This window comes from Glycomyces dulcitolivorans (assembly GCF_003265355.1).
GTDB classification, from domain to species: domain Bacteria; phylum Actinomycetota; class Actinomycetes; order Mycobacteriales; family Micromonosporaceae; genus Glycomyces; species Glycomyces dulcitolivorans.
Genome location: NZ_QFRW01000093.1, coordinates 25222 through 43523, shown reverse-complemented (window position 1 = coordinate 43523; position 18302 = coordinate 25222). Strand labels below are relative to the sequence as shown.

Genomic DNA, 18302 nt, shown 5'->3' with positions numbered 1-18302 from the left:
GGAATTTCCACTTGGAATCCACCCCCGGCGTCGCCACTCGGTATCTCCACCAGGCTATTTGCTACTGGATTGCGCCGCTGACCTGCACTTATGTTGGGCTTAACTGATGGGACCGAAAGGAGCTCTCCCATGGCTGACAAAGAAGTGCGGCGCGGATCATTCGACATGGACGGATCGATGTTCGACGTATGCGCCTCAAGCGCGTTCGCTCCGGAGGCCATGCGCGTCTATCCGGCCGGCGACCGCAGCGTGATCGCGCTCGTTGTCTCCGGCTTGAATTCCGGTGAGCTGAAAGCAAGTTGGGGCTCCGGTTGGGGCGCATACCCCGAGGAGTGGCGTGACGATTTCGAAGAACGCGCCTATCGGGCCTACGTCTCCCGAGTGCGGGTCTGCAATGGCTAGCGTCGCCGCCGCCGATGAAGGGCCGTACAACCTCCGGTCCGACGGCAAACCCGGCATCGACGGCTATATAGGGGACTTCCTCAGGGGTCCAGCCGCATTCACGCTCTACTGCCTCGGCGCGCATCCGGCCGATCCGGCGCGCGTCAACGAGTACCTGCTCGATGTGGACGACGGCGCGGGCCCGCGCGAGTGCTGCCGGTTCTTCGACGACTCCGACACCGTCCCGGAGTGGGCGCGCACATGGCAGGGCGACCCGTGGTGCCCGGCGATCATCGAGCGCTGCCACGCCCTGATCAAGGAGCACGCCAAGGGCGGCAACGGCTCCGCGCGCTGGGAGCCGACCTCGTAGACCAGTCGGGGCGGCTCCCCCCAGGACGCCGCCTCGACTCCCGCCGAGCCATGGGTGGATGGCTCGGCACGGTCCCGCAACCTCCTTCCGGTAGCGCGGGACCGGGGCCGCGGCCTCGCTGTGACGAGCGGGCCGCGGCCTTCCTGTTCTCGCTAGCGCTCGATGCGGTCCAGGTGGAGCATGCGCGCCAGGTTCTTGTCGAGCTCGTCGTCCTGGAAGATCTTCTTCCAGTCCTCCTTGACGATCGACTCGCGGCCGTAGTCCATCGCGATGAGGCACGCCTCGCTGAACGGGTTGTCGCCGCGCAGGCCGTTGGCGAGGGCGACCTGAGTGTGGCCCAAGAGGATCGAGCGGGCGGCGGCCTCGGGGACGCCCATGGTGTTCACGGCCTCGTCGAGGGACTCCTTGAGAAGGGCGCCGACCATGCAGGCGATGGTCTCGACCAGGGTCGGCTCCAGCTGCGCGAGCTGCTTGACCGTGACCCAGTGGACGTCGATAACCGGCGCGTAAATCGCGCGGACCGTGGCCTCCACGATCGCCTTCGCGGCCGGGTCGTCGGACTCGACGGCGGCGATGGCGTCCTGCGGGGCGGCGATGCCGCCGAAGGTGTCCGCGTACTCCTCGGGCGTGGTGCGCTGCAAGAAGATCGAGGGGTGGCACGGGTGGGCGACCGCCTGCACGACGTCCTCGCGCTTGGTCAGCAGCCCCGCGTACGCGGCGGCCGGGTCGAGGGTCAGCGCGATCGCGCCGGACTTCATGAGCGGCACCGCCTCGGCCGTCACCGACTGGAGGGCCAGGTCGGGCACGGCCAGGACCACGATGTCGGCGTCCTTGACGGCGTCGGCGAGCCCGGTCAGCTCCCGGCCGGCGTCGAGGGTCCGCTCGCGTCCGGCGGGGGAGTTCTCCACGTAGGAGACGGTGTGCGCGGTCTTCACCAGGTTGTTGGACACGCGCATGCCCATCTTGCCGCCCGCCCCGATCACGGCGATGTTGTAGGTGTCGGTGCTCATGCGATGCTCCTCAGATATTCCAGAGTGGTTCGGGTCCATGCCTGTTCGGCGCGGACCGTGGCTTCGGCGCCGTCCTGCCACGGCAGCCAGTGCTCGACGATCTCGTTCACGCCCCGCTCTCGCGGGCGCGCCTCCCGCAGCAGGTGCGGGTAGTCGTGCAGGCCGGTCCCCATCGCGGCGCCCGAGTAGGTGAAGCCCACCCAGCCGTCTTGACGGGAGAACGCGAAGTCCTTGGCGTGCACGTTGACGGTGAAGGGGGCTGCGAGTTCTACAGTGGTCTTGGGCTGCTCCAGCCGCGCGACGACGTTGGCCGGGTCCAGGCAGATGCCCAGGTGGGGGTTGTCCACGGCGGTCACCAGGCCGGCCAGGTCTGCCGTCGCGACCTGCTCGTAGGTTTCGAGCGCGAGGGTCACTCCGGCGGCTTCGTAGACCGGAAGGGCGGCGGCCAGCCAGGTCTTCGCCTGCTCCAGTGAGGGCCGCGAGTCCGGGCCGTAGACCATCGACCGGACCAGCCGGGCGTCGAAGACCTCGGCCAGCTCCAGGAACCTCGTCAGCCGCTCCGGCTCGATCCCCTTGGTGCCCAGCTCGATCGCCAGGCCCAGGTCCCGGGCGGCGGCGGCCGCGTCCTTGAGTTCGCGGTCGGTCATCGACTCCAGCGGCGCGTAGTCGCAGACCTGGAACAGGTCCACGCCCAGCTCGCGGGTCGCCTCGAAAGCGCCGGTCAGGGACAGCGGGCGCTCGACCCGGTCCGAGTGCTGCCAGAAGAAGGCGTAAGAACCAAGGCCGATCACGACGCCACCCGTGTCTCGGCCAGCGCCAGCGCCTCGTCGAGGACCGCGGCCAGGTTGCCGGGGTCGTGCGCGAAGCGGCCCAGGAACAGCCCGTCAACGGCGGTGCCCAAGGCGGTCAGGAGTCCGGGCCCGGCGGAGCCGCCGTAGATGACCTGCGAGCCCGCGCGGTCGGGGGCGATGTCGAGGGCCATGCGCAGGGCGGTGGTGACCGCCGCGATGTGCTCGACCGGGGCGGGCTCGGCCGCGCCGATCGCCCACACCGGCTCGTACGCCACGACCACGGGCCCGGCCGGTGCGCCCGACAGGCTCCGGCGCAGCTGCGCCACGGTCGATGCCGCGGCGCCCCTGGGGCTCAAGCGGTCCGACTCGCCCACGCACACCAGCGGCGTCACGCCGTGGCGCAGTGCTGCAGCGGACTTGGCCGCGACCGTGTCGTCGGTCTCGCCGTAGAGGCGGCGGCGTTCGGCGTGCCCGATCTCGGCGATCGTGACGCCCACTTCCGCGAGTTCGGCCGCGCTGACCTCGCCGGTGAACGGCCCCGAGTCGGCGGTGGCGACGTCCTGCGCGCCGAGGCGGATCGGCGTGCCCGCGAAGGCGTCCCGGGCCGGGAGGATCTGGAGGTAGGTCGGGATGACGAACAGCTCGACCGCGCCCGAGACCAGGCCCGGGTGCTGGTGGACGTGCTCGGCGACACGCGCGAACCAGTCTCGGGCCTCCCGATGACCGAAGTACATCTTGAGGCTCACCCCGACCGTGACCGGCGCCATCAGCAGGACCCGGTCGACTCGAACTCGCCGATGGCCGCGACCTTCTCGGCCGAGGCGCTCTGCGGGTCGAAGCGGTAGTCGAGCCACTCGCGGACCAGGCGGCGCGCGAGTTCGAGGCCGATCACGCGCTGCCCCATGGTGAGGACCTGCGCGTCGTTGGAGAGGACGCTCCGCTCGACGGAGAAGCTGTCGTGTGCCGTGGCGGCCCGGATGCCGGGGACCTTGTTGGCGGCGATGGCGACGCCGAGTCCGGTGCCGCAGATGAGGAGTGCGCGGTCGGCCTTGCCGTCGGAGACCTGCTGGGCTGCTTCGATGGCGACCTTCGGGTAGGGGGTGTGCCCGTCAGCGTCCACGCCGACGTCCACTACGGACACGACTCCGGCGTGGCCTTCGAGGTCGCGCTTGAGGACCTCCTTGTAGTCGAAGCCGGCGTCGTCGCTGCCGATGACGATGCGCAGTGGCTCAGGCATTTCGGTTCCTTCCTTCAGGGTGGAGCAGTCCGCCGATCGCGGTGGCGATGAGGGCGAGGGAGTGCGCGCCCGGGTCGGGCGTGCCGAGGCTCTTTTCGGCGTGCGGGCGGGCGCGGCCCATGCGGGGCAGGAGGTCCGCGGTGGCTTTCGCGGCGCGGGTGGCGTCCTCGGCGGCGGCCGTCCACGCGGTGCGCAGATCGGCGCCCGCGTCCGTGTTGCGCTGCAAGGACTCGCTGAACGGCACGAGCGCGTCGACCAGCGTCTTGTCGCCGATCTCGGCCTTGCCGTAGTCCATGACCCCGCGGGCTCCGGCGGCCACACCGGCGGCGACCTGTGCGGCGGCGGGTTTACCGCTGTCGCCGAGGCGTTCGGCGACGCTGGTGAGGATCACGCCCCACAGCGCCCCGGAGGTCCCGCCGGCCTTGTCGGCCCAGGCCGCGGCGGCACGGGCCAGGGTGGTGCCCGCGCCCGCACCTGCCTCGGCCGCAATGGTTCCGGCGGCGAGCGCGGCCTTGGCGCCGCGCTGCATGCCGATGCCGTGGTCGCCGTCCCCGGCGATCGCGTCGATCCGGCCGAGTTCATCCACATTGGCGTCGACGGTGGCGGCGATGGTCTCCAGGACCGCGCGGACGCGGCCCGCGACCTCGCGGGAGGCCTCGTCGGATTCCGGGACGGCCTCGGCGTCGATTGCGGCGCTTGCGTTCTCGCTCCTGCGCGCGGCCTGGTCGACCGAGCCGCGGCGGTACGCCGGGGTGTCGACCGGGGTCTCCCAGAGGGCTTCGAGCTCCTCGTCCAGCCACAGCAGGGTCAGGGAGGTCCCGGCCATGTCGAAGCTGGTGCAGTACTCGCCCACATGCGGGTCCACGATCGTGATGCCCTGGGCCGCAAGGAGTTGCGAGACGCGCCGGTAGACGACGAACAGCTCCTCGTACTTGAGGGAGCCGAGCCCGTTGAGGATCGGCACGGCCCGCGCACCCGCGACGTCGACCCCGGCGGGGACCTCGTCGAGGAGCTTCGCGACGAGCAGTTCGGCGAGACCGTCCGCGGTCGGCACGTCGGTCTCGTCGATGCCCGGCTCGCCGTGGATGCCGAGCCCGATCGCCATGCGACCCTCGGGGACCGAGAACAGCGGCTCCTCTGCGCCCGGGAGCGTGCAGCCGGAGAAGGCGACGCCGAACGAGCGGGTCCGGTCGTTCGCCAGCCGCGCCAGGCGCTCGACCCCGGCGAGGTCGTGCCCGGCCTCAGCCGCTGCCGCCGCGATGCGGAACACCGCGAGGTCCCCGGCGATGCCGCGGCGCTTGTGACGCTCTTCGGGTGCGGCGCTGAAGATGTCGTCGGTGACCGCCACGGTGGCGCACGCGACGCCCTCGCCGCGCAGGCGCTCCTGGGCCGCGTCGAAGTTGAGCACGTCCCCGGCGTAGTTGCCGTAGGTGAACAGCACGCCGCCGCCGTTGTCAGCGGCGCGCGCGACCGCGTGGACCTGCTGGGCCGAGGGCGAGGCGAACAGGTTGCCAAGGGCCGCACCGTGGGCGAGCCCCTGGCCGACGAGCCCGCCGAACGCCGGGTAGTGCCCGGAGCCGCCGCCGATGACGACCGCGACCTGGCCCTCGGGGACTTCGGTGGAGCGGACGACGCCGCCGGAGACGCGCTGCACGTGGCGACCGTTCGCGGCCACGAAGCCGTCGATCATCTCGTCGGCGAAGTCGGCCGGGTCGTTCCAGATCCGGGTCATGACGCGGTCGCCTCCGTGAGGTCCGCTTCGGCCGGGGCGCGCTTGTCGCGGCGCGCGAGCGCCACCATGAGCACGGCCGACAGGAGCATGAACGCGCCGACGACGGCCATCGCGAGCTCGTAGCCGCCGGTCCAGTCGTGGACGGCGCCGGTGATGTACGGGGCGCTGAACCCGGCGAGGTTGCCGACGGTGTTGATGAGCGCGACGCCCGCCGCTGCCGCTGCGCCCGTGAGGAAGCGGGTCGGCAGCGTCCAGAAGTTCGGGAGCGCCGCGAAGATCGCGCAGGCGGTGACGGTGATGACCGCGATGGTCGTGACCGGGGAGGCCGCGAGGAGCGCGAGCGGGATCGAGACCGCGCCGAGGACGGCCGGGAGCGCGATGTGCCAGGTCTTGAGGCCGCGCTTGGAGGCGTCCCGGGACCAGAAGTACATGGCGATCGCGGCCGGGAGGTACGGGATCGCGGTGATCAGGCCCTTCTCGAACACGTCGAACTCGGTGCCGGCCGCGGCCTGGAACCCGTCGATGATCGTGGGCAGGAAGAACGCGAGGGCGTACAGGCCGTAGATGAAGCCGAAGTAGATGAAGGACAGGGCCCACACGCGCCCGCTCTTGAAGGCGTGCTTGACCGACGGGTGCTTGCTCGTGTCCTCTTTGAACTCGGCGTCGAGGGCGCCGGTGAGCCAGGTCTGCTCCTCGGGGGTGAGCCACTTGGCGTCGGCGGGCTTGTCCTTGAGGTAGAACCAGGCGACGAGGCCGACGATGATCGCGGGGATCGCGACGCCCATGAACATGAAGCGCCAGCCTTCGAGGCCGAAGAACACGCCGTGCTGCTGGATGAGGGCGCCGGCGAGGGGCGCGCCGATCACCGTCGTCAGGGGCTGGGCCAGGTAGAACAGCATGAGGATGCGGCCGCGGTACTGCGAGGGCACCCACAGGGACAGGAACAGGATCGCGCCGGGGAAGAAGCCGGCCTCGGCGACGCCGAGGAGGAAGCGCAGGGCCACGAGCTGCTCGAAGTTCTGCACCCAGGTGAACAGGAGCGCGACGATGCCCCAGCTGACCATGATGCGCGCCAGCCACTTTCGGGCGCCGAAGCGGTGGAGGGCGAGGTTGGACGGCACTTCCAGCAGGATGTAGCCGATGAAGAACACGCCGGACGCGAAGCCGAACTGGGCGGCGGAGAGCGCCAGGTCGCCGTTCATGCCGTTGGGCGCGGCGAACCCGATCGCGGTGCGGTCGAGGTAGTTGATGAAGAACATCAAGGCGACGAACGGCACGAGCCGTACCGACACCTTGCGGATGGCGCTGCGGGCCACGGGCGAAGCCGTTTCGGGGGCTGCGGACCGGTTCACGTTGACTCCTGACATCGGCTCTGATGACACTGGGGACGCCTCCCATATTGGCTAACCGGTTGACCAATTGCAACGTGACGTCCCACATGTTGAGCATCCCGCAGTGAACGCCCAGCTCGCGCCGGAACAACGAATCGCCGAACGGACTACGGGCCCAACTAGACGGGGATCGCATCCCGGGCGGAAGGGTGGTTTCACCGCGCAAGGGGACGGTAAGTTGACTTCCATGCCCGCCTACCCAGGAGATCGCGCCGCCGACATCGCGGCCTCGCTCGGCACGCTGCCGAGCAGCAGCCCGGTCTCGGAGGTCGCGCGCCAGCTCCTCGACCTCTTCACCGGCGGATCCATCGAGCCGGGCACCCGCCTGCCCGCCGAGCGCCAGCTCGCGACCACCCTCGGCGTCGGCCGCTCCGCCGTCCGCGAGGCCCTCGCCGCGCTCGAACTCCTCGGCATCGTCGACGTCCGCCCCGGCTCGGGCACCTACCTGCGCGGGACCGCCTCCGAACTGCTCCCGCAGACCCTGCGCTGGGGCCTGCTCATTGGGCGCCGCAAGACCGACGAACTCCTCGAACTGCGCTCCGGCCTGGAGATCTACGTCGCCCGCCTCGCCGCCTCCGGCGCCGCCCAGGCCGACCTCGACGCCCTCGCCGGGCACCTCGCCCGCATGAAGGACGCCCTCGGCGACCTCGCCGGATTCGCCGAGGCCGACCGCGACTTCCACAACGCGCTCGCCCAGGCCGCCGGCAACGAAGTGCTCATCGACCTCCTCGACGTCGTCCGCTCCCTGCTCCAGGTCTACGCCGACCGCGCCGTCTCCGGCACCGAGGAGGCCCAGACCGCCGTCGACGAGCACGAGGCGATCCTGCGCGCCGTCTCCTCCCGCGACCAGGACGGCGCCGCTTCGGCGATGGCCGTCCACATGGCGACCGCCTCGATCCGGCTGGCCGAACAGGCCGGTTGATCTGGGGTGCGTGGGGAACCGGCTCCAACTGGGTAACCCTCCCGTGAAACCGCATTAGGGTGGTCGAAGTACGCCCGCGATTCGAAGGAGCGCTCAATGACCGTGGAAGTCACCGATGCCCCCGAACATCACCGCTGGGAGGCTCGCATCGACGGCGAGCTGGTCGGATTCTCGCAGTACAAGCGCCATGACGGCGTGATCACCTTCTTCCACACCGAGGTCGAGCGCGAAGGCGTCGGCGTCGGCACCGCCCTGGTCCGCACCTCCCTCGACGCCGCCCGCGCGGCCGGCGAGCAGGTGCACCCGGTGTGCCCGTTCTACGCCGGATGGATCGAGCGGCACCCCGAGTACCAGGACCTCCTCCACGAGAAGGCCCCGCACCTGGGGGAGGAGGATTGAGCAACCTCGAAGCCCGCCCCGTCGAGAACCCTTGCGGCGCAACGGACAACCCCGACATGGTCCTGCTAGAGGAGCGAGACGTCCCGCTCGGCGGGGTCCGCGCGATGCACGTGAGCCGCACGCTGCCGCAGCGCACGATCCCGACGGTCGGCGCCTGGTGCTTCCTCGACCGGTTCGGGCCCGAGCACACCGACATGCTGGTCCTGCCCCACCCGCACACCGGCCTCCAGACCGTGACGTGGCCGCTCGCGGGGGAGATCCGCCACCGCGACAGCCTCGGCAGCGACGTCCTGGTGCGGCCCTCGCAGCTCAACCTCATGACCGCCGGGCCTGGCATCGCGCACTCCGAAGTGTCCCAAGGGGATTCGCCGCTGCTCCACGGCCTGCAACTGTGGGTCGCCCTGCCCGACAGCGGGAACGGCATCGCGCCCGCGTTCGAGCAGCACGCCGATCTGCCGGTCGCCGAAGGCGACGGCTGGCGAGCTTTGGTCGCCCTCGGCGACCTCGACGGCGCTGCTTCGCCCGCAACGACCTTCACGCCCCTGGTCGGCGCCCAACTCGACCTCGATCCGGGTGCGACCGCGCAGATCGGCTTGAGGCCCGGCTTCGAGCACGCGGTTCTAGTGCTCGACGGCGCCTTCGAGGTCGCCGGGACCCCGCTCGCCCCCGGCCCCCTGCTCTACCTCGGGCTGGGCCGCGACCGCCTCGACCTCGCTTCCGCGACCGGCGGCCGCGCGTTCTTGATCGGCGGCGAGCCGTTCCGCGAGGACCTCGTCATGTGGTGGAACTTCATCGCCCGCAGCCACGACGAGATCGTCGCCGCCCGCGAGGCATGGGAACGCGACGACACCACCCGCTTCCCCACCGTCCCCGGCCACGGCACCGACCGAATCCCCGCCCCGCCCATCCCGCCCCTGCGTCTGACCCCGCGCCGCAGGGGCTGATTACCGGTCCGGTGACGAGCGTCATGCCCGAACCGGACCCCGGTCCGGGATTGCGAACGAGCGTTCAGGCGTTGCCTGAGAGGCGCTCCGCAATCCGCACCCGAAAGGCGGCCGTCCATGCCAGTAGCCCTGTCGATCCTCGACCTCGCACCGATCGCGCCGGGACGCACGGCCCGCGACAGCTTCGCCGCGAGCGTCGACCTCGCCCGCACCGCCGAGCGGAGCGGGTACTCGCGGGTCTGGTACGCCGAGCACCACAACATGCCGACGATCGCCTCCAGCGCGACGAGCCTGGTCATCGGCCACGTCGCCGCCAACACCGACACGATCCGCCTCGGCGCCGGCGGGATCATGCTCCCCAACCACTCCCCGCTCGTGATCGCCGAGCAGTTCGGGACCCTCGAATCGCTCTTCCCCGGCCGCATCGACCTCGGCCTGGGCCGCGCGCCCGGCACCGACCGGCAGACCATGCGCGCGATCCGCCGCGACGCCACCTCCTCCGACACGTTCCCGCAGGACGTGCTCGAACTCCAGGGCTACCTTCGCGGCGAGTCCCGCATCGAAGGCGTCCAAGCCGTGCCGACCGCCCCCACCGAAGTGCCGCTCTACCTCCTCGGCTCCTCGCTCTTCGGCGCCCAGCTCGCCGCGCAGCTCGGCCTGCCGTACGCCTTCGCCTCCCACTTCGCGCCCGACGCCCTCTACGAGGCCGTCACCGTCTACCGCGAGCAGTTCCAGCCCTCCGAGCAGCTGGCCGAGCCGTACCTCATCGCGGGCGTCAACGTGTTCGCCGCCGAGGACCACGACACCGCCGACGCCCAGCGCCGCATCTCCTACCGCAACCGCGCCCGCGCGTTCATCACCCGCGGCTCCGGCGGCGGCGGCGAGTTCAGCGACGACGAGATCGACCAGTTCCTGGCCTCGCCCGGCGGCGAGCAGCTGTCGGCCATGACCCGCTACACCGCCGTCGGCGACCCCGACGAGGTCCGCGCGTTCCTGGAGTCCTTCGCCAAGTCCACCGGCGCGAACGAGCTCATCACCGCCCACCACGCCATCGACCTCGACGACCGCCTCCGCTCGGTCGAGCTGACCGCCAAGGCGATCGGAATCACCGCCCGCTAGATCGTCACACCAGCCCCACAGGCGGCGCCCGCCCCGACGCGGATCTCCTAGGCTTTCCCCGGATTGAGCCCCCTTCACGAGAGGTCAAGGACTTGGGACAGCTGACGGACGCCACCGTGCTCATCACCGGCGCATCGCGCGGGATCGGCGCCGCCACCGCGAAACTGCTCGCGGCCGAGGGCGCGCACGTCCTGGTCAACTACCGCGACAAGGCGAAGCGCGCCGACGCGGTCGTCGCGGCGATCGAGGCCGCGGGCGGCACCGCCGCCTCCGTCCAGGCTGACATCACGAGCGATGCCGACCTCGACCGCCTGTTCGGCGCGGTCGGCGAACTCCAGGTCCTGGTCCTCAACGCCTCCGGCGGCCTCGAACGCGACGTCGACCCCGACTACGCCTACCGCCTCAACCGCGACGCCCAGGTCGCGCTCGCCGCGAAGGCCCTGCCGCTCATGCCGAAAGGCGGCCGGATCGTCTACGTGACCAGCCACCAGGCCCACTTCGCCGACACCACGGTCGACGAGCTGGAGGTCTACGCGCCCGTGGCCCGCTCCAAGCGCGCCGGCGAGGACGCCCTGCGCGCCATGCTCCCCGAGTTCACCGCCCAAGGCGTCGACTTCGTGACCGTCTCGGGCGACATGATCGAAGGGACCATCACCGCGACCCTGCTCGAACGCGCCCAGCCCGGCGTCATCGAGCAGCGCCGCGAGGCCGCGGGCGGGCTGCTCACGGTCGAGGAGTTCGCCGCGCACGTCGCCGACGCCGCGGTCGCCGACCTCCCGACCGGCGAGGTCGTCCTCGCGGGCGGCCCGGGCGCCTGGGCCTAAGGCCCCCAACGCGATCGACGTCCGGGCAGCGCTTGCGCGCTGCCCGGACCCGGTTCGGTCGTACCGAGAAAAGGCGAGCACACCTCTTGTAGATCGGTCTACGACGTGTGTAGATTGATCTACACCAATTCCCCGGGGAGGTTCCCAGTGGCAGTGAAGCCGCCGACCGGTTCGGTCACCATCGAGGACGTCGCGCGCGAAGCCGGCGTCTCGCGGGCGGCGGTCTCCAAGGTCATCCGGAACGCCTACGGGGTCAGCCCCGCGATGAAAGCCCGTGTGTCCGAAGCGATCGAGAAGCTCGGCTACCGCCCGAGCGTCTCGGCCCGGGGGATGCGCGGGGCCACGTTCACGGTCGGGTTCGAGATCCCCGAGCTGTCGAACCCGTTCTTCCCCAAGCTCCTCGCGGGCGCGACCGCCGCGATGTCCGGCTCGCCGTACCAGCTCATCATCGCCCCGGCCGACCCCGCGCACGCCGAGGGCTACCGGGCCATCCAGGCCCTGGTCGACCGCCAGGTCGACGGGGTCATCGCGGTCTCGCCGCTGGTCGACCCCGAATGGCTCGAAGCGCTCGCCGCCACCGTCCCGGTGGTCATGATCGGCCGCCACGACCGCTCGGTCGCCTATGACACCGTCGTCGGCGACGACGAGGCCGGCGCGGGCCAGGTCATGCGGCACCTGCTCGACCTGGGGCACAAGGACATCGTGCACCTGACGCCCGCCGCCGGGATGATCGGCGTCGACTCCGGCGTGCCGCAGGCGATCCGCCTCGACGTCTACCGCCGGGCCATGCAGGACGCCGACCTCGGCGACCGCATCCGCGTGGTGCGCACCGGCAACGGCGAGAGCGAGTCCCGCCGCGCCGCACTGCAACTGCTCGCCGAGCCCGACCGGCCGACCGCCGTGTTCGCGGCCCACGACGAGCCCGCCCTCGGCGTCCTGCACGCCGTCGCCGACGCCGGACTGACCCCGGCCGAGGTCTCGGTGGCCGGATACGACGACATCGAGATCGCCGCCCACCCGGGCATCTCGCTGACCACCGTCAACCAGGACGGCGAGCGCATGGGCCGCCTCGCCGCCGAGCTGCTGCTCGAACGGATCGCGGGCCGGTCCGCGCCCCGCCACGAAGTGGTGCGACCCGAACTCGTGGTCCGCACCAGCACCCGCCCGCCCCGCCCCCGCGGCGGCGCCGCGCGCCTGCGCGCGCTCGGCCGAACCTGACCACCCGTCTACCACAACCGCACACCGTTATCCCTCGCGAATGAATCGTTCCAATCAAGACGATCTGGCGTTACCAATGGAGGTCACGACCATGCTCTCGACCCAACCCCTCCGCCGCACCGCGGCCGGAGCCGCAGCAGCGCTGGCCGCCGGGCTCGCCCTCACCGGGTGCTCCACCGGCGGCGGCGACGACGGCGCGCTGAACATCCTCATCGACAACTCCGAGGCCACCGGCCAGCTCATGCAGGCCCTCGCCGACGCCTACACCGAGTCCACCGGCGTCGAGGTCGAACTGGAGCTGCGCCCCGGCGGCAGCGAGGGCGACAACATCGTCAAGACCCGCCTCCAGACCGGCGACATGCCCGACCTGTTCTTCTACAACTCCGGCTCGCTCCTCCAGGCCCTCGCGCCGGACCAGACCCTTGTGGACCTCTCCAGTGAGTCCTACATGGACGTCGTCACGGACACGTTCAAGGACGGCGTGCGCGCGGGCGACGCGCTGTACGGCGTCCCGGTCGGCCACGCGGTCGGCGGCGGCGTCCTCTACAACCTCGCCGTCTACGAGGAGCTCGGCCTCGAAGTCCCGACCACCTGGGACGCCTTCATGGCCAACAACCAGGCGATCCTCGACGCGGGTGAGACCGCGCCGGTGATCCAGACCTACGGCACCGAGTCGGCGTGGACCTCGCAGCTGTTCGTCCTGGGCGACAACTACAACGTCCTCGCCGCCGAACCGGACTGGGCCGAGGAGTACACGGGGAACGAGGCCCACTTCGCCGACACGCCCGCCGCCGCGGCCGGGTTCGAGCACCTCCAGGAGGTCGCCGAGGGCGGGTTCCTCAACTCGGACTACGCCTCGCTGACCTACAACGAGGGCCTCGCCGCGCTCGCCGCGGGCGAGGGCGCCCACTACCCGATGCTCACCACCGCGCTCACCGAGATCGAGGCGACCACTCCTGACGCCGTGGACGACCTCGGGTTCTTCGCCCTGCCCGGCACCGACGCGGCCAACGCGGGCCTGACGACCTGGCTGCCCGGCGCGCTCTACCTGCCGCAGTCCACTGAGGACCAGGGTCCGGCGCAGGACTTCCTGGCGTTCGTCGCCAGCACGGAAGGCTGCGACGCCCAGACCGCCGGGGCGAGCGTCATCGGCCCGTACTTCATCGAGGGCTGCACCGTCCCCGAGGACGTGCCCCCCGCCGTCGCCCAGCTCCAGACCTACTTCGACTCCGGCCTCACCGCGCCGGCGCTCGAATTCCTGTCGCCGGTGAAGGGCCCGGCGCTGGAGCAGATCACCGTCGAGGTGGGCTCGGGCATCCGCACCGCGGACGACGCCGCCGCCCTCTACGACGAGGACGTCAAGAAGCAGGCCCAGCAGCTGGGACTCGAAGGCTGGTAACAGGATCAACCGCGCCCGGGCCGACGTCCCGGGCGCGGCGCCTTCAAGGAGACGCCTCATGACGACCACCGCACTCCCCAGGCTGCGAAAATCCCGCAGCCACTATCCACTGTGGTTCTACCTGCCAGCGGGCGCCGTCTACGGCGTCCTGTTCATCGTCCCCACGATCGCCTCGTTCTACTTCGCCTTCACCCGCTGGAACATGTCCGGGACCGAGTTCATCGGCTTCGAGAACTTCGCGCTGTTCTTCAGCGAGCCGTACCTGTTCCAGGGCATGGTGAACACCTTCATCTACGGGGTGCTCACCTCCGGGCTCAAAGTAGTCCTCGGCCTGCTGCTCGCGGTCTTCCTCACCTCCCAGATCATCGCCCGCGGGTACCTGCGCTCGGTGATCTTCTTCCCGACCCTGGTGAGCACCGTCGGGGTCGGCATCACCTTCACGGTCCTCATGGATCCCGAAGAGGGACTGATCAACCGGGCCCTCGCCGTCCTCGGCGTCGCCGGGCCCGGCTGGCTCACCGACCCCGACCTGGCGCTCATCTCCGTCGCACTCGTCGACGTCTGGAAGGGCGTCGGCCTCGCCACGCTCATCTACATCGCGGGGGTCGTGGCGATCCCGCAGGAGTTCTTCGAGGCCGCGAAGGTCGACGGCGCCAGCGCCTACCAGAACCTCCGGCACATCACACTCCCGCTGCTGCGCCCGGCGACCGCCACGGTCATCGTCCTGTCGCTCATCGGCGGGCTGCGGTCCTTCGACCTCATCTGGGCCATGACGCAGGGCGGGCCGGGGTTCACCTCCGACGTGGTCGCCTCGGTGATCTTCAAGCAGTACCAGGCCGGGTTCTGGGGCCTCTCCAGCGCCGGGAACGTGGTGCTGTTCCTGCTGGTGGCCGCGCTCATGGTCCCGCTGTACTGGAAGCTCAACCGCAAGGAGGTCGAGCAGTGAGGCGCCGCCGCTCCACCGGGGTCGTCCCCGGCCTCATCGCGATCGTCCTGTCCGCGGTGGTCTTCCTCGTGCCGTTCGCGTTCATCGTCCTCACCGCCTCCAAGACGCGCGCCGAGTCGGCGCTGCGGGAGTTCTCGCTGCCCACCCAGTGGGCGATCGTCGAGAACTTCATGGCGGTCATCGAGGCGCGGGACTACATGCTGCTGCTCGCGTTCGTGAACTCGACGATCCTCACGGTCGCGAGCGTCTCGATCATGGTCGTCCTCGCCGCCATGGTCGGCTACGTGATGCAGCGGCGACCCAGCCGCCTGACGCCGCTGCTCAACGCGCTCGTCCTCGCCGGGCTGATCATCCCGCCCGCGGTCGTGCCCACGATCTGGGTCCTCCAGGGCCTCGGCCTGTTCCGGACCCTCCACGGGCTCATCCTCATCGAAGTCGCTTATGGACTCTCGTTCTGCGTCCTGCTGTTCCGCGCGTTCGTCGCCACGATCCCGCGCGAACTCGACGAGGCCGCCGTCATCGACGGCGCCGGTCCGGTCCGCCTGTTCTTCCGGGTCGTGTTCCCGCTCTTGAGGTCCGTGATCGTCACGGCGGTGATCGTCCAGTCGGTCGCGGTCTTCAACGACTTCCAGAACCCGCTGTACTTCCTGCCCGGCGACACCAACGCCACCGTCCAGCTGACCCTCTACAACTTCCGCAGCCAGTACACGACCCAGTGGAACCTGCTGTTCATGGACATCCTGCTCATCACCATCCCGCCGCTGATCATGTACGCCTTCTTCAACCGCCAGATCGTCGCCGGACTGACCTCCGGTGCCGTCAAGGGCTAGAGAGACCAGGAGACGCAATGCACCCGAACGTCTGGGACCTCCACGACGAGTACCGGAACGCCGCCACCCCGTTCACGCCGGTCGCGAGGCCGCGCCTGTCGTGGAAGACGAGCGCCCCCGACGCCCGCGACTGGGTCCAGGCCGCCGCCGAGATCGAATGGCGCCGAGGCGAAGCCGCGGCCGTCGCCCGCATCGAGGGCCGCGACTCGGTCCTCGTCGAGTGGCCCTTCGAGTCGCTCCTGCCGCGCGAGGAGGGAAGCGTCCGCGTCCGCGTCCACGGCACGGACGGATCCACTTCGGATTGGAGCGAGCCGCACGACATCCGCGCCGGGTTCCTCGCCGACGGCGAGTGGCGCGCCAAGTTCATCACCGTCCCCGAACCCGCCGACATCGGCCAGCCGATGCTCCTGCGCCGCGAGTTCGAGGTCCGCCCCGGCCTGGAGACCGCGACCCTGTACGCGACCGCCCGCGGCGCCTACCAGGTCGAGATCGACGGCGTCCCCGTCGACAACGACCGCCTCAAGCCCGGCTGGACCGCCTACAGCTCCCGGCTGATCCACGAGACCAACGACGTCACTGACCTGCTCCGCGAGGGCCCCAACGCCATCGGCGCGAACCTCGCCGGCGGCTGGTACACCGAGGGCTTCGGCTTCCACGGCCACGCCAAGCCCTTCTACGGCAAATACCCCTCGTTCGCCGCCCAGCTCCTCCTCGAATACGAGGACGGCACAACGGAACTCGTCGCCACCGGCGACGGCCCCTGGCGCGCCACCGCCGACGGCCCCATCACCGCCAGCGGCATCTACGCGGGCGAGACGTACGACGCCCGCCGCGCCCTCCCCGGCTGGTCCTCGCCCGGCTTCGACGACGCGCTCTGGCTCGACGCCCGCCTGGACCCGACCCGGGCCCAGACCCCCGTCGCCCGCAACGCTCCCCCCGTCCGCGCCACCGACGAGCTGCACGTCGAGGAGGTCATCACCACCCCCGGCGGCCGCACCGTCGTCGACTTCGGACAGAACATCGTCGGGCACCTGCGCATCCGCGTCCAAGGGCGCGAAGGCGACACGGTCGTCCTGCGCCACGCCGAAGTCCTCGAACACGGCGAACTCGGCACCCGGCCCCTGCGCCACGCCAAGGCCACCGACACCTACACCCTCGCGGGCGACGGCATCGAGACCTGGGAACCCGAGTTCACCTTCCACGGCTTCCGGTACGCCGAGATCCAGGGCTGGCCCGGCGAGTTCGACCCCGACGACGTCACCGCCGTCGTCGTCCACTCCCGCATGGCCCGCACCGGCCACTTCGAATCCTCGAACGACCTGCTCAACCGCCTGCACGAGAACGTGGTCTGGGGGATGAGGGGCAACTTCCTGTCCCTGCCCACCGACTGCCCCCAGCGCGACGAGCGCCTCGGCTGGACCGGCGACATCCAGGTCTTCGCCCCCACCGCCTCGTTCCTGTTCGACTGCGACGGCTTCCTCGCCTCCTGGCTCGAAGACCTCGCCGCCGAGCAGTTCGACGACGGCGCCGTCCCGTTCATCGTCCCCAACGTCCTCGAATGGGCCCAGAACCCGGCCGCGGCCTGGGGCGACGCCGCCACCGTCGTCCCCACCGTCCTCTTCGAACGCTTCAACGACCGCGCCGTCCTCGAACGCCAGTACCCGTCGATGCGCGCCTGGACCGACCACGTCGCCGCGATCGCGGGCGAGCGCCACCTGTGGGAGGGCCGCTTCCAGTTCGGCGACTGGCTCGACCCCGACGCCCCGCCCGCCGAACCCGGCAAGGCCAAGACCGACCCCGACATCGTCGCCAGCGCCTACCTGTTCCGCTCCGCGACCCTCACCGCCCGCGCCGCGACCGAACTCGGCCACGGCGACGACGCCCGCCGCTACGGCGCGCTGGCCGACGAGGTCCGCGACGCGTGGGTCCGCGAGTACACCACGGCCGCAGGCAGAACCGTGTCCGACGCCCCGACCGCGTACGCGCTCGCCATCGAGTTCGGGCTCGTCACCGAGCCCGACGCGCGTCAGCGGATGGGCGACCGGCTCGCGTGGCTGGTGCGCCGCGCCGGGTACCGGATCGGCACCGGGTTCGTCGGGACCCCGCTCATCCAGGACGCGCTCGTGCACACCGGGCACGCCGAGACCGCGCGCCGGCTCCTGCTCCAGACCGAGAACCCGTCGTGGCTGTACCCGGTGTCCATGGGCGCCACCACGATCTGGGAGCGCTGGGACTCCATGCTGGAGGACGGGACGATCAACCCGGGGGAGATGACCTCGTTCAACCACTACGCGTTCGGGGCCATCGCCGACTGGCTGCACCGCACCGTCGCCGGCCTCGCGCCGCTGGAGCCCGGATACCGGCGCATCGCGATCGCGCCGGTCCCGCTGGCCGGGCTCGACCACGCCGGGGCCGAACTCCAGACCCCGTACGGCAAGGCATCGGTGCACTGGGAGGCCGTCGACGGCCGGGTGGTCGTGCGCGCGACCGTCCCGGCCAACACGACCGCGCTCGTGACACTGCCCGGCCGCGAGCCGTTCGAGGTCGGCAGCGCCTTCGCGCATGAGTGGACGATCGACGACCCGCGAGTCTCGCCGCGGGCGAAGCCGCTCACGCTCGATTCGACGCTCGCCGACGTCATCGACGACCCCGCCGCGTACGCGGCCGTGATCGCCGCGATCGCGCAGGTCGATCCCGACCGGGCCCGCGACCTGCGGCGCGGCAACGAGTGGACCGAGCACCGGACGCTCCACGGCGAACTCGGCGACGGCGCGCTCCTCGCCCGCGTG

The 18302-nt window shown here is 70.9% G+C and carries 17 protein-coding genes and 1 pseudogene; 12 read left to right on the top strand and 6 right to left on the bottom strand.

Translation table 11 applies throughout. The features are described 5' to 3' along the window. The first annotated feature begins 129 nt into the window (after positions 1-129). Both DI269_RS11485 and DI269_RS11480 read left to right on the top strand, forming a co-directional pair. The gene (locus DI269_RS11485) at positions 130-402 is read left to right on the top strand and encodes a hypothetical protein (RefSeq protein ID WP_112135936.1); all 273 of its coding nucleotides are present in this window, start codon (positions 130-132) and stop codon (positions 400-402) included. Beyond that, complete coding sequence (locus DI269_RS11480) at positions 395-751, top strand: hypothetical protein (protein WP_112135934.1); 357 nt, start codon at positions 395-397, stop codon at positions 749-751. The genes DI269_RS11485 and DI269_RS11480 overlap by 8 nt, the downstream gene beginning before the upstream one ends. 152 nt (positions 752-903) lie before the next feature. Here the strand turns inward: DI269_RS11480 and DI269_RS11475 are convergent, their stop codons facing one another. Genes DI269_RS11475 through DI269_RS11450 form a run of 6 tightly spaced genes read right to left on the bottom strand, consistent with a single transcriptional unit; the run spans position 904 to position 6888 of the window. Next, positions 904-1761 carry a phosphogluconate dehydrogenase C-terminal domain-containing protein gene (locus DI269_RS11475; protein ID WP_112135931.1) on the bottom strand — a complete coding sequence of 286 codons (858 nt, stop codon included), beginning with the start codon at positions 1759-1761 and terminating at the stop codon, positions 904-906. Next, the gene (locus tag DI269_RS11470; protein WP_112135928.1) at positions 1758-2552 is read right to left on the bottom strand and encodes a sugar phosphate isomerase/epimerase family protein; all 795 of its coding nucleotides are present in this window, start codon (positions 2550-2552) and stop codon (positions 1758-1760) included. Before DI269_RS11470 ends, DI269_RS11475 begins: the two co-directional genes overlap by 4 nt. Further along, the gene (locus tag DI269_RS11465) at positions 2549-3319 is read right to left on the bottom strand and encodes a triose-phosphate isomerase family protein (protein ID WP_112135925.1); all 771 of its coding nucleotides are present in this window, start codon (positions 3317-3319) and stop codon (positions 2549-2551) included. The genes DI269_RS11470 and DI269_RS11465 overlap by 4 nt, the downstream gene beginning before the upstream one ends. Further along, positions 3319-3789, bottom strand: coding sequence for a ribose-5-phosphate isomerase (locus tag DI269_RS11460; RefSeq protein ID WP_112135923.1), 471 nt, complete (start codon positions 3787-3789; stop codon positions 3319-3321). Before DI269_RS11460 ends, DI269_RS11465 begins: the two co-directional genes overlap by 1 nt. After that, positions 3782-5521 (bottom strand): dihydroxyacetone kinase family protein, encoded by a 1740-nt coding sequence (locus DI269_RS11455; protein ID WP_112135920.1) that lies wholly within the window; start codon positions 5519-5521, stop codon positions 3782-3784. The genes DI269_RS11460 and DI269_RS11455 overlap by 8 nt, the downstream gene beginning before the upstream one ends. Then, positions 5518-6888 carry an MFS transporter gene (locus DI269_RS11450; protein ID WP_112135918.1) on the bottom strand — a complete coding sequence of 457 codons (1371 nt, stop codon included), beginning with the start codon at positions 6886-6888 and terminating at the stop codon, positions 5518-5520. The genes DI269_RS11455 and DI269_RS11450 overlap by 4 nt, the downstream gene beginning before the upstream one ends. Before the next feature lie 211 nt (positions 6889-7099). Here DI269_RS11450 and DI269_RS11445 point away from each other — a divergent pair, with 211 nt between their 5' ends. The 10 genes and pseudogenes from DI269_RS11445 to DI269_RS11400 all read left to right on the top strand — a co-directional run. After that, a complete protein-coding gene (locus DI269_RS11445; protein ID WP_112135916.1) occupies positions 7100-7834 on the top strand; it encodes a FadR/GntR family transcriptional regulator in 735 nt (244 codons plus the stop codon). 81 nt (positions 7835-7915) lie between these two features. After that, positions 7916-8233: pseudogene (locus DI269_RS11440) on the top strand (GNAT family N-acetyltransferase); the annotation flags it as partial. After that, positions 8230-9177, top strand: a complete 948-nt coding sequence (locus DI269_RS11435) for a pirin family protein (RefSeq protein ID WP_198667331.1) — start codon at positions 8230-8232, stop codon at positions 9175-9177. The pseudogene DI269_RS11440 and the gene DI269_RS11435, both read left to right, overlap by 4 nt. 117 nt (positions 9178-9294) lie before the next feature. Beyond that, complete coding sequence (locus tag DI269_RS11430; protein ID WP_112135912.1) at positions 9295-10296, top strand: LLM class flavin-dependent oxidoreductase; 1002 nt, start codon at positions 9295-9297, stop codon at positions 10294-10296. Positions 10297-10388: 92 nt separating this feature from the next. Then, positions 10389-11120 carry an SDR family oxidoreductase gene (locus DI269_RS11425; RefSeq protein ID WP_112135910.1) on the top strand — a complete coding sequence of 244 codons (732 nt, stop codon included), beginning with the start codon at positions 10389-10391 and terminating at the stop codon, positions 11118-11120. A 147-nt stretch (positions 11121-11267) separates the two neighbouring features. After that, the gene (locus tag DI269_RS11420) at positions 11268-12338 is read left to right on the top strand and encodes a LacI family DNA-binding transcriptional regulator (RefSeq protein WP_112135908.1); all 1071 of its coding nucleotides are present in this window, start codon (positions 11268-11270) and stop codon (positions 12336-12338) included. 91 nt (positions 12339-12429) lie between these two features. After that, positions 12430-13737, top strand: a complete 1308-nt coding sequence (locus DI269_RS11415) for an ABC transporter substrate-binding protein (RefSeq protein ID WP_112135989.1) — start codon at positions 12430-12432, stop codon at positions 13735-13737. A gap of 58 nt (positions 13738-13795) precedes the next feature. After that, the gene (locus DI269_RS11410) at positions 13796-14683 is read left to right on the top strand and encodes a carbohydrate ABC transporter permease (protein ID WP_112135906.1); all 888 of its coding nucleotides are present in this window, start codon (positions 13796-13798) and stop codon (positions 14681-14683) included. Next, positions 14680-15513 (top strand): carbohydrate ABC transporter permease, encoded by an 834-nt coding sequence (locus tag DI269_RS11405; protein WP_112135904.1) that lies wholly within the window; start codon positions 14680-14682, stop codon positions 15511-15513. The genes DI269_RS11410 and DI269_RS11405 overlap by 4 nt, the downstream gene beginning before the upstream one ends. Before the next feature lie 17 nt (positions 15514-15530). Beyond that, the coding region (locus DI269_RS11400) for a family 78 glycoside hydrolase catalytic domain (protein WP_112135985.1) at positions 15531-18302 on the top strand (2772 nt) is incomplete at its 3' end.

Coding starts and splice junctions, on each gene's coding strand:
- DI269_RS11485 (WP_112135936.1), top strand. CDS start 130: ATGGCTGACAAAGAAGTGCGGCGCGGATCATTCGACATGGACGGATCG.
- DI269_RS11480 (WP_112135934.1), top strand. CDS start 395: ATGGCTAGCGTCGCCGCCGCCGATGAAGGGCCGTACAACCTCCGGTCC.
- DI269_RS11475 (WP_112135931.1), bottom strand. CDS start 1,761: ATGAGCACCGACACCTACAACATCGCCGTGATCGGGGCGGGCGGCAAG.
- DI269_RS11465 (WP_112135925.1), bottom strand. CDS start 3,319: ATGGCGCCGGTCACGGTCGGGGTGAGCCTCAAGATGTACTTCGGTCAT.
- DI269_RS11460 (WP_112135923.1), bottom strand. CDS start 3,789: ATGCCTGAGCCACTGCGCATCGTCATCGGCAGCGACGACGCCGGCTTC.
- DI269_RS11455 (WP_112135920.1), bottom strand. CDS start 5,521: ATGACCCGGATCTGGAACGACCCGGCCGACTTCGCCGACGAGATGATC.
- DI269_RS11450 (WP_112135918.1), bottom strand. CDS start 6,888: ATGTCAGGAGTCAACGTGAACCGGTCCGCAGCCCCCGAAACGGCTTCG.
- DI269_RS11445 (WP_112135916.1), top strand. CDS start 7,100: ATGCCCGCCTACCCAGGAGATCGCGCCGCCGACATCGCGGCCTCGCTC.
- DI269_RS11430 (WP_112135912.1), top strand. CDS start 9,295: ATGCCAGTAGCCCTGTCGATCCTCGACCTCGCACCGATCGCGCCGGGA.
- DI269_RS11415 (WP_112135989.1), top strand. CDS start 12,430: ATGCTCTCGACCCAACCCCTCCGCCGCACCGCGGCCGGAGCCGCAGCA.
- DI269_RS11410 (WP_112135906.1), top strand. CDS start 13,796: ATGACGACCACCGCACTCCCCAGGCTGCGAAAATCCCGCAGCCACTAT.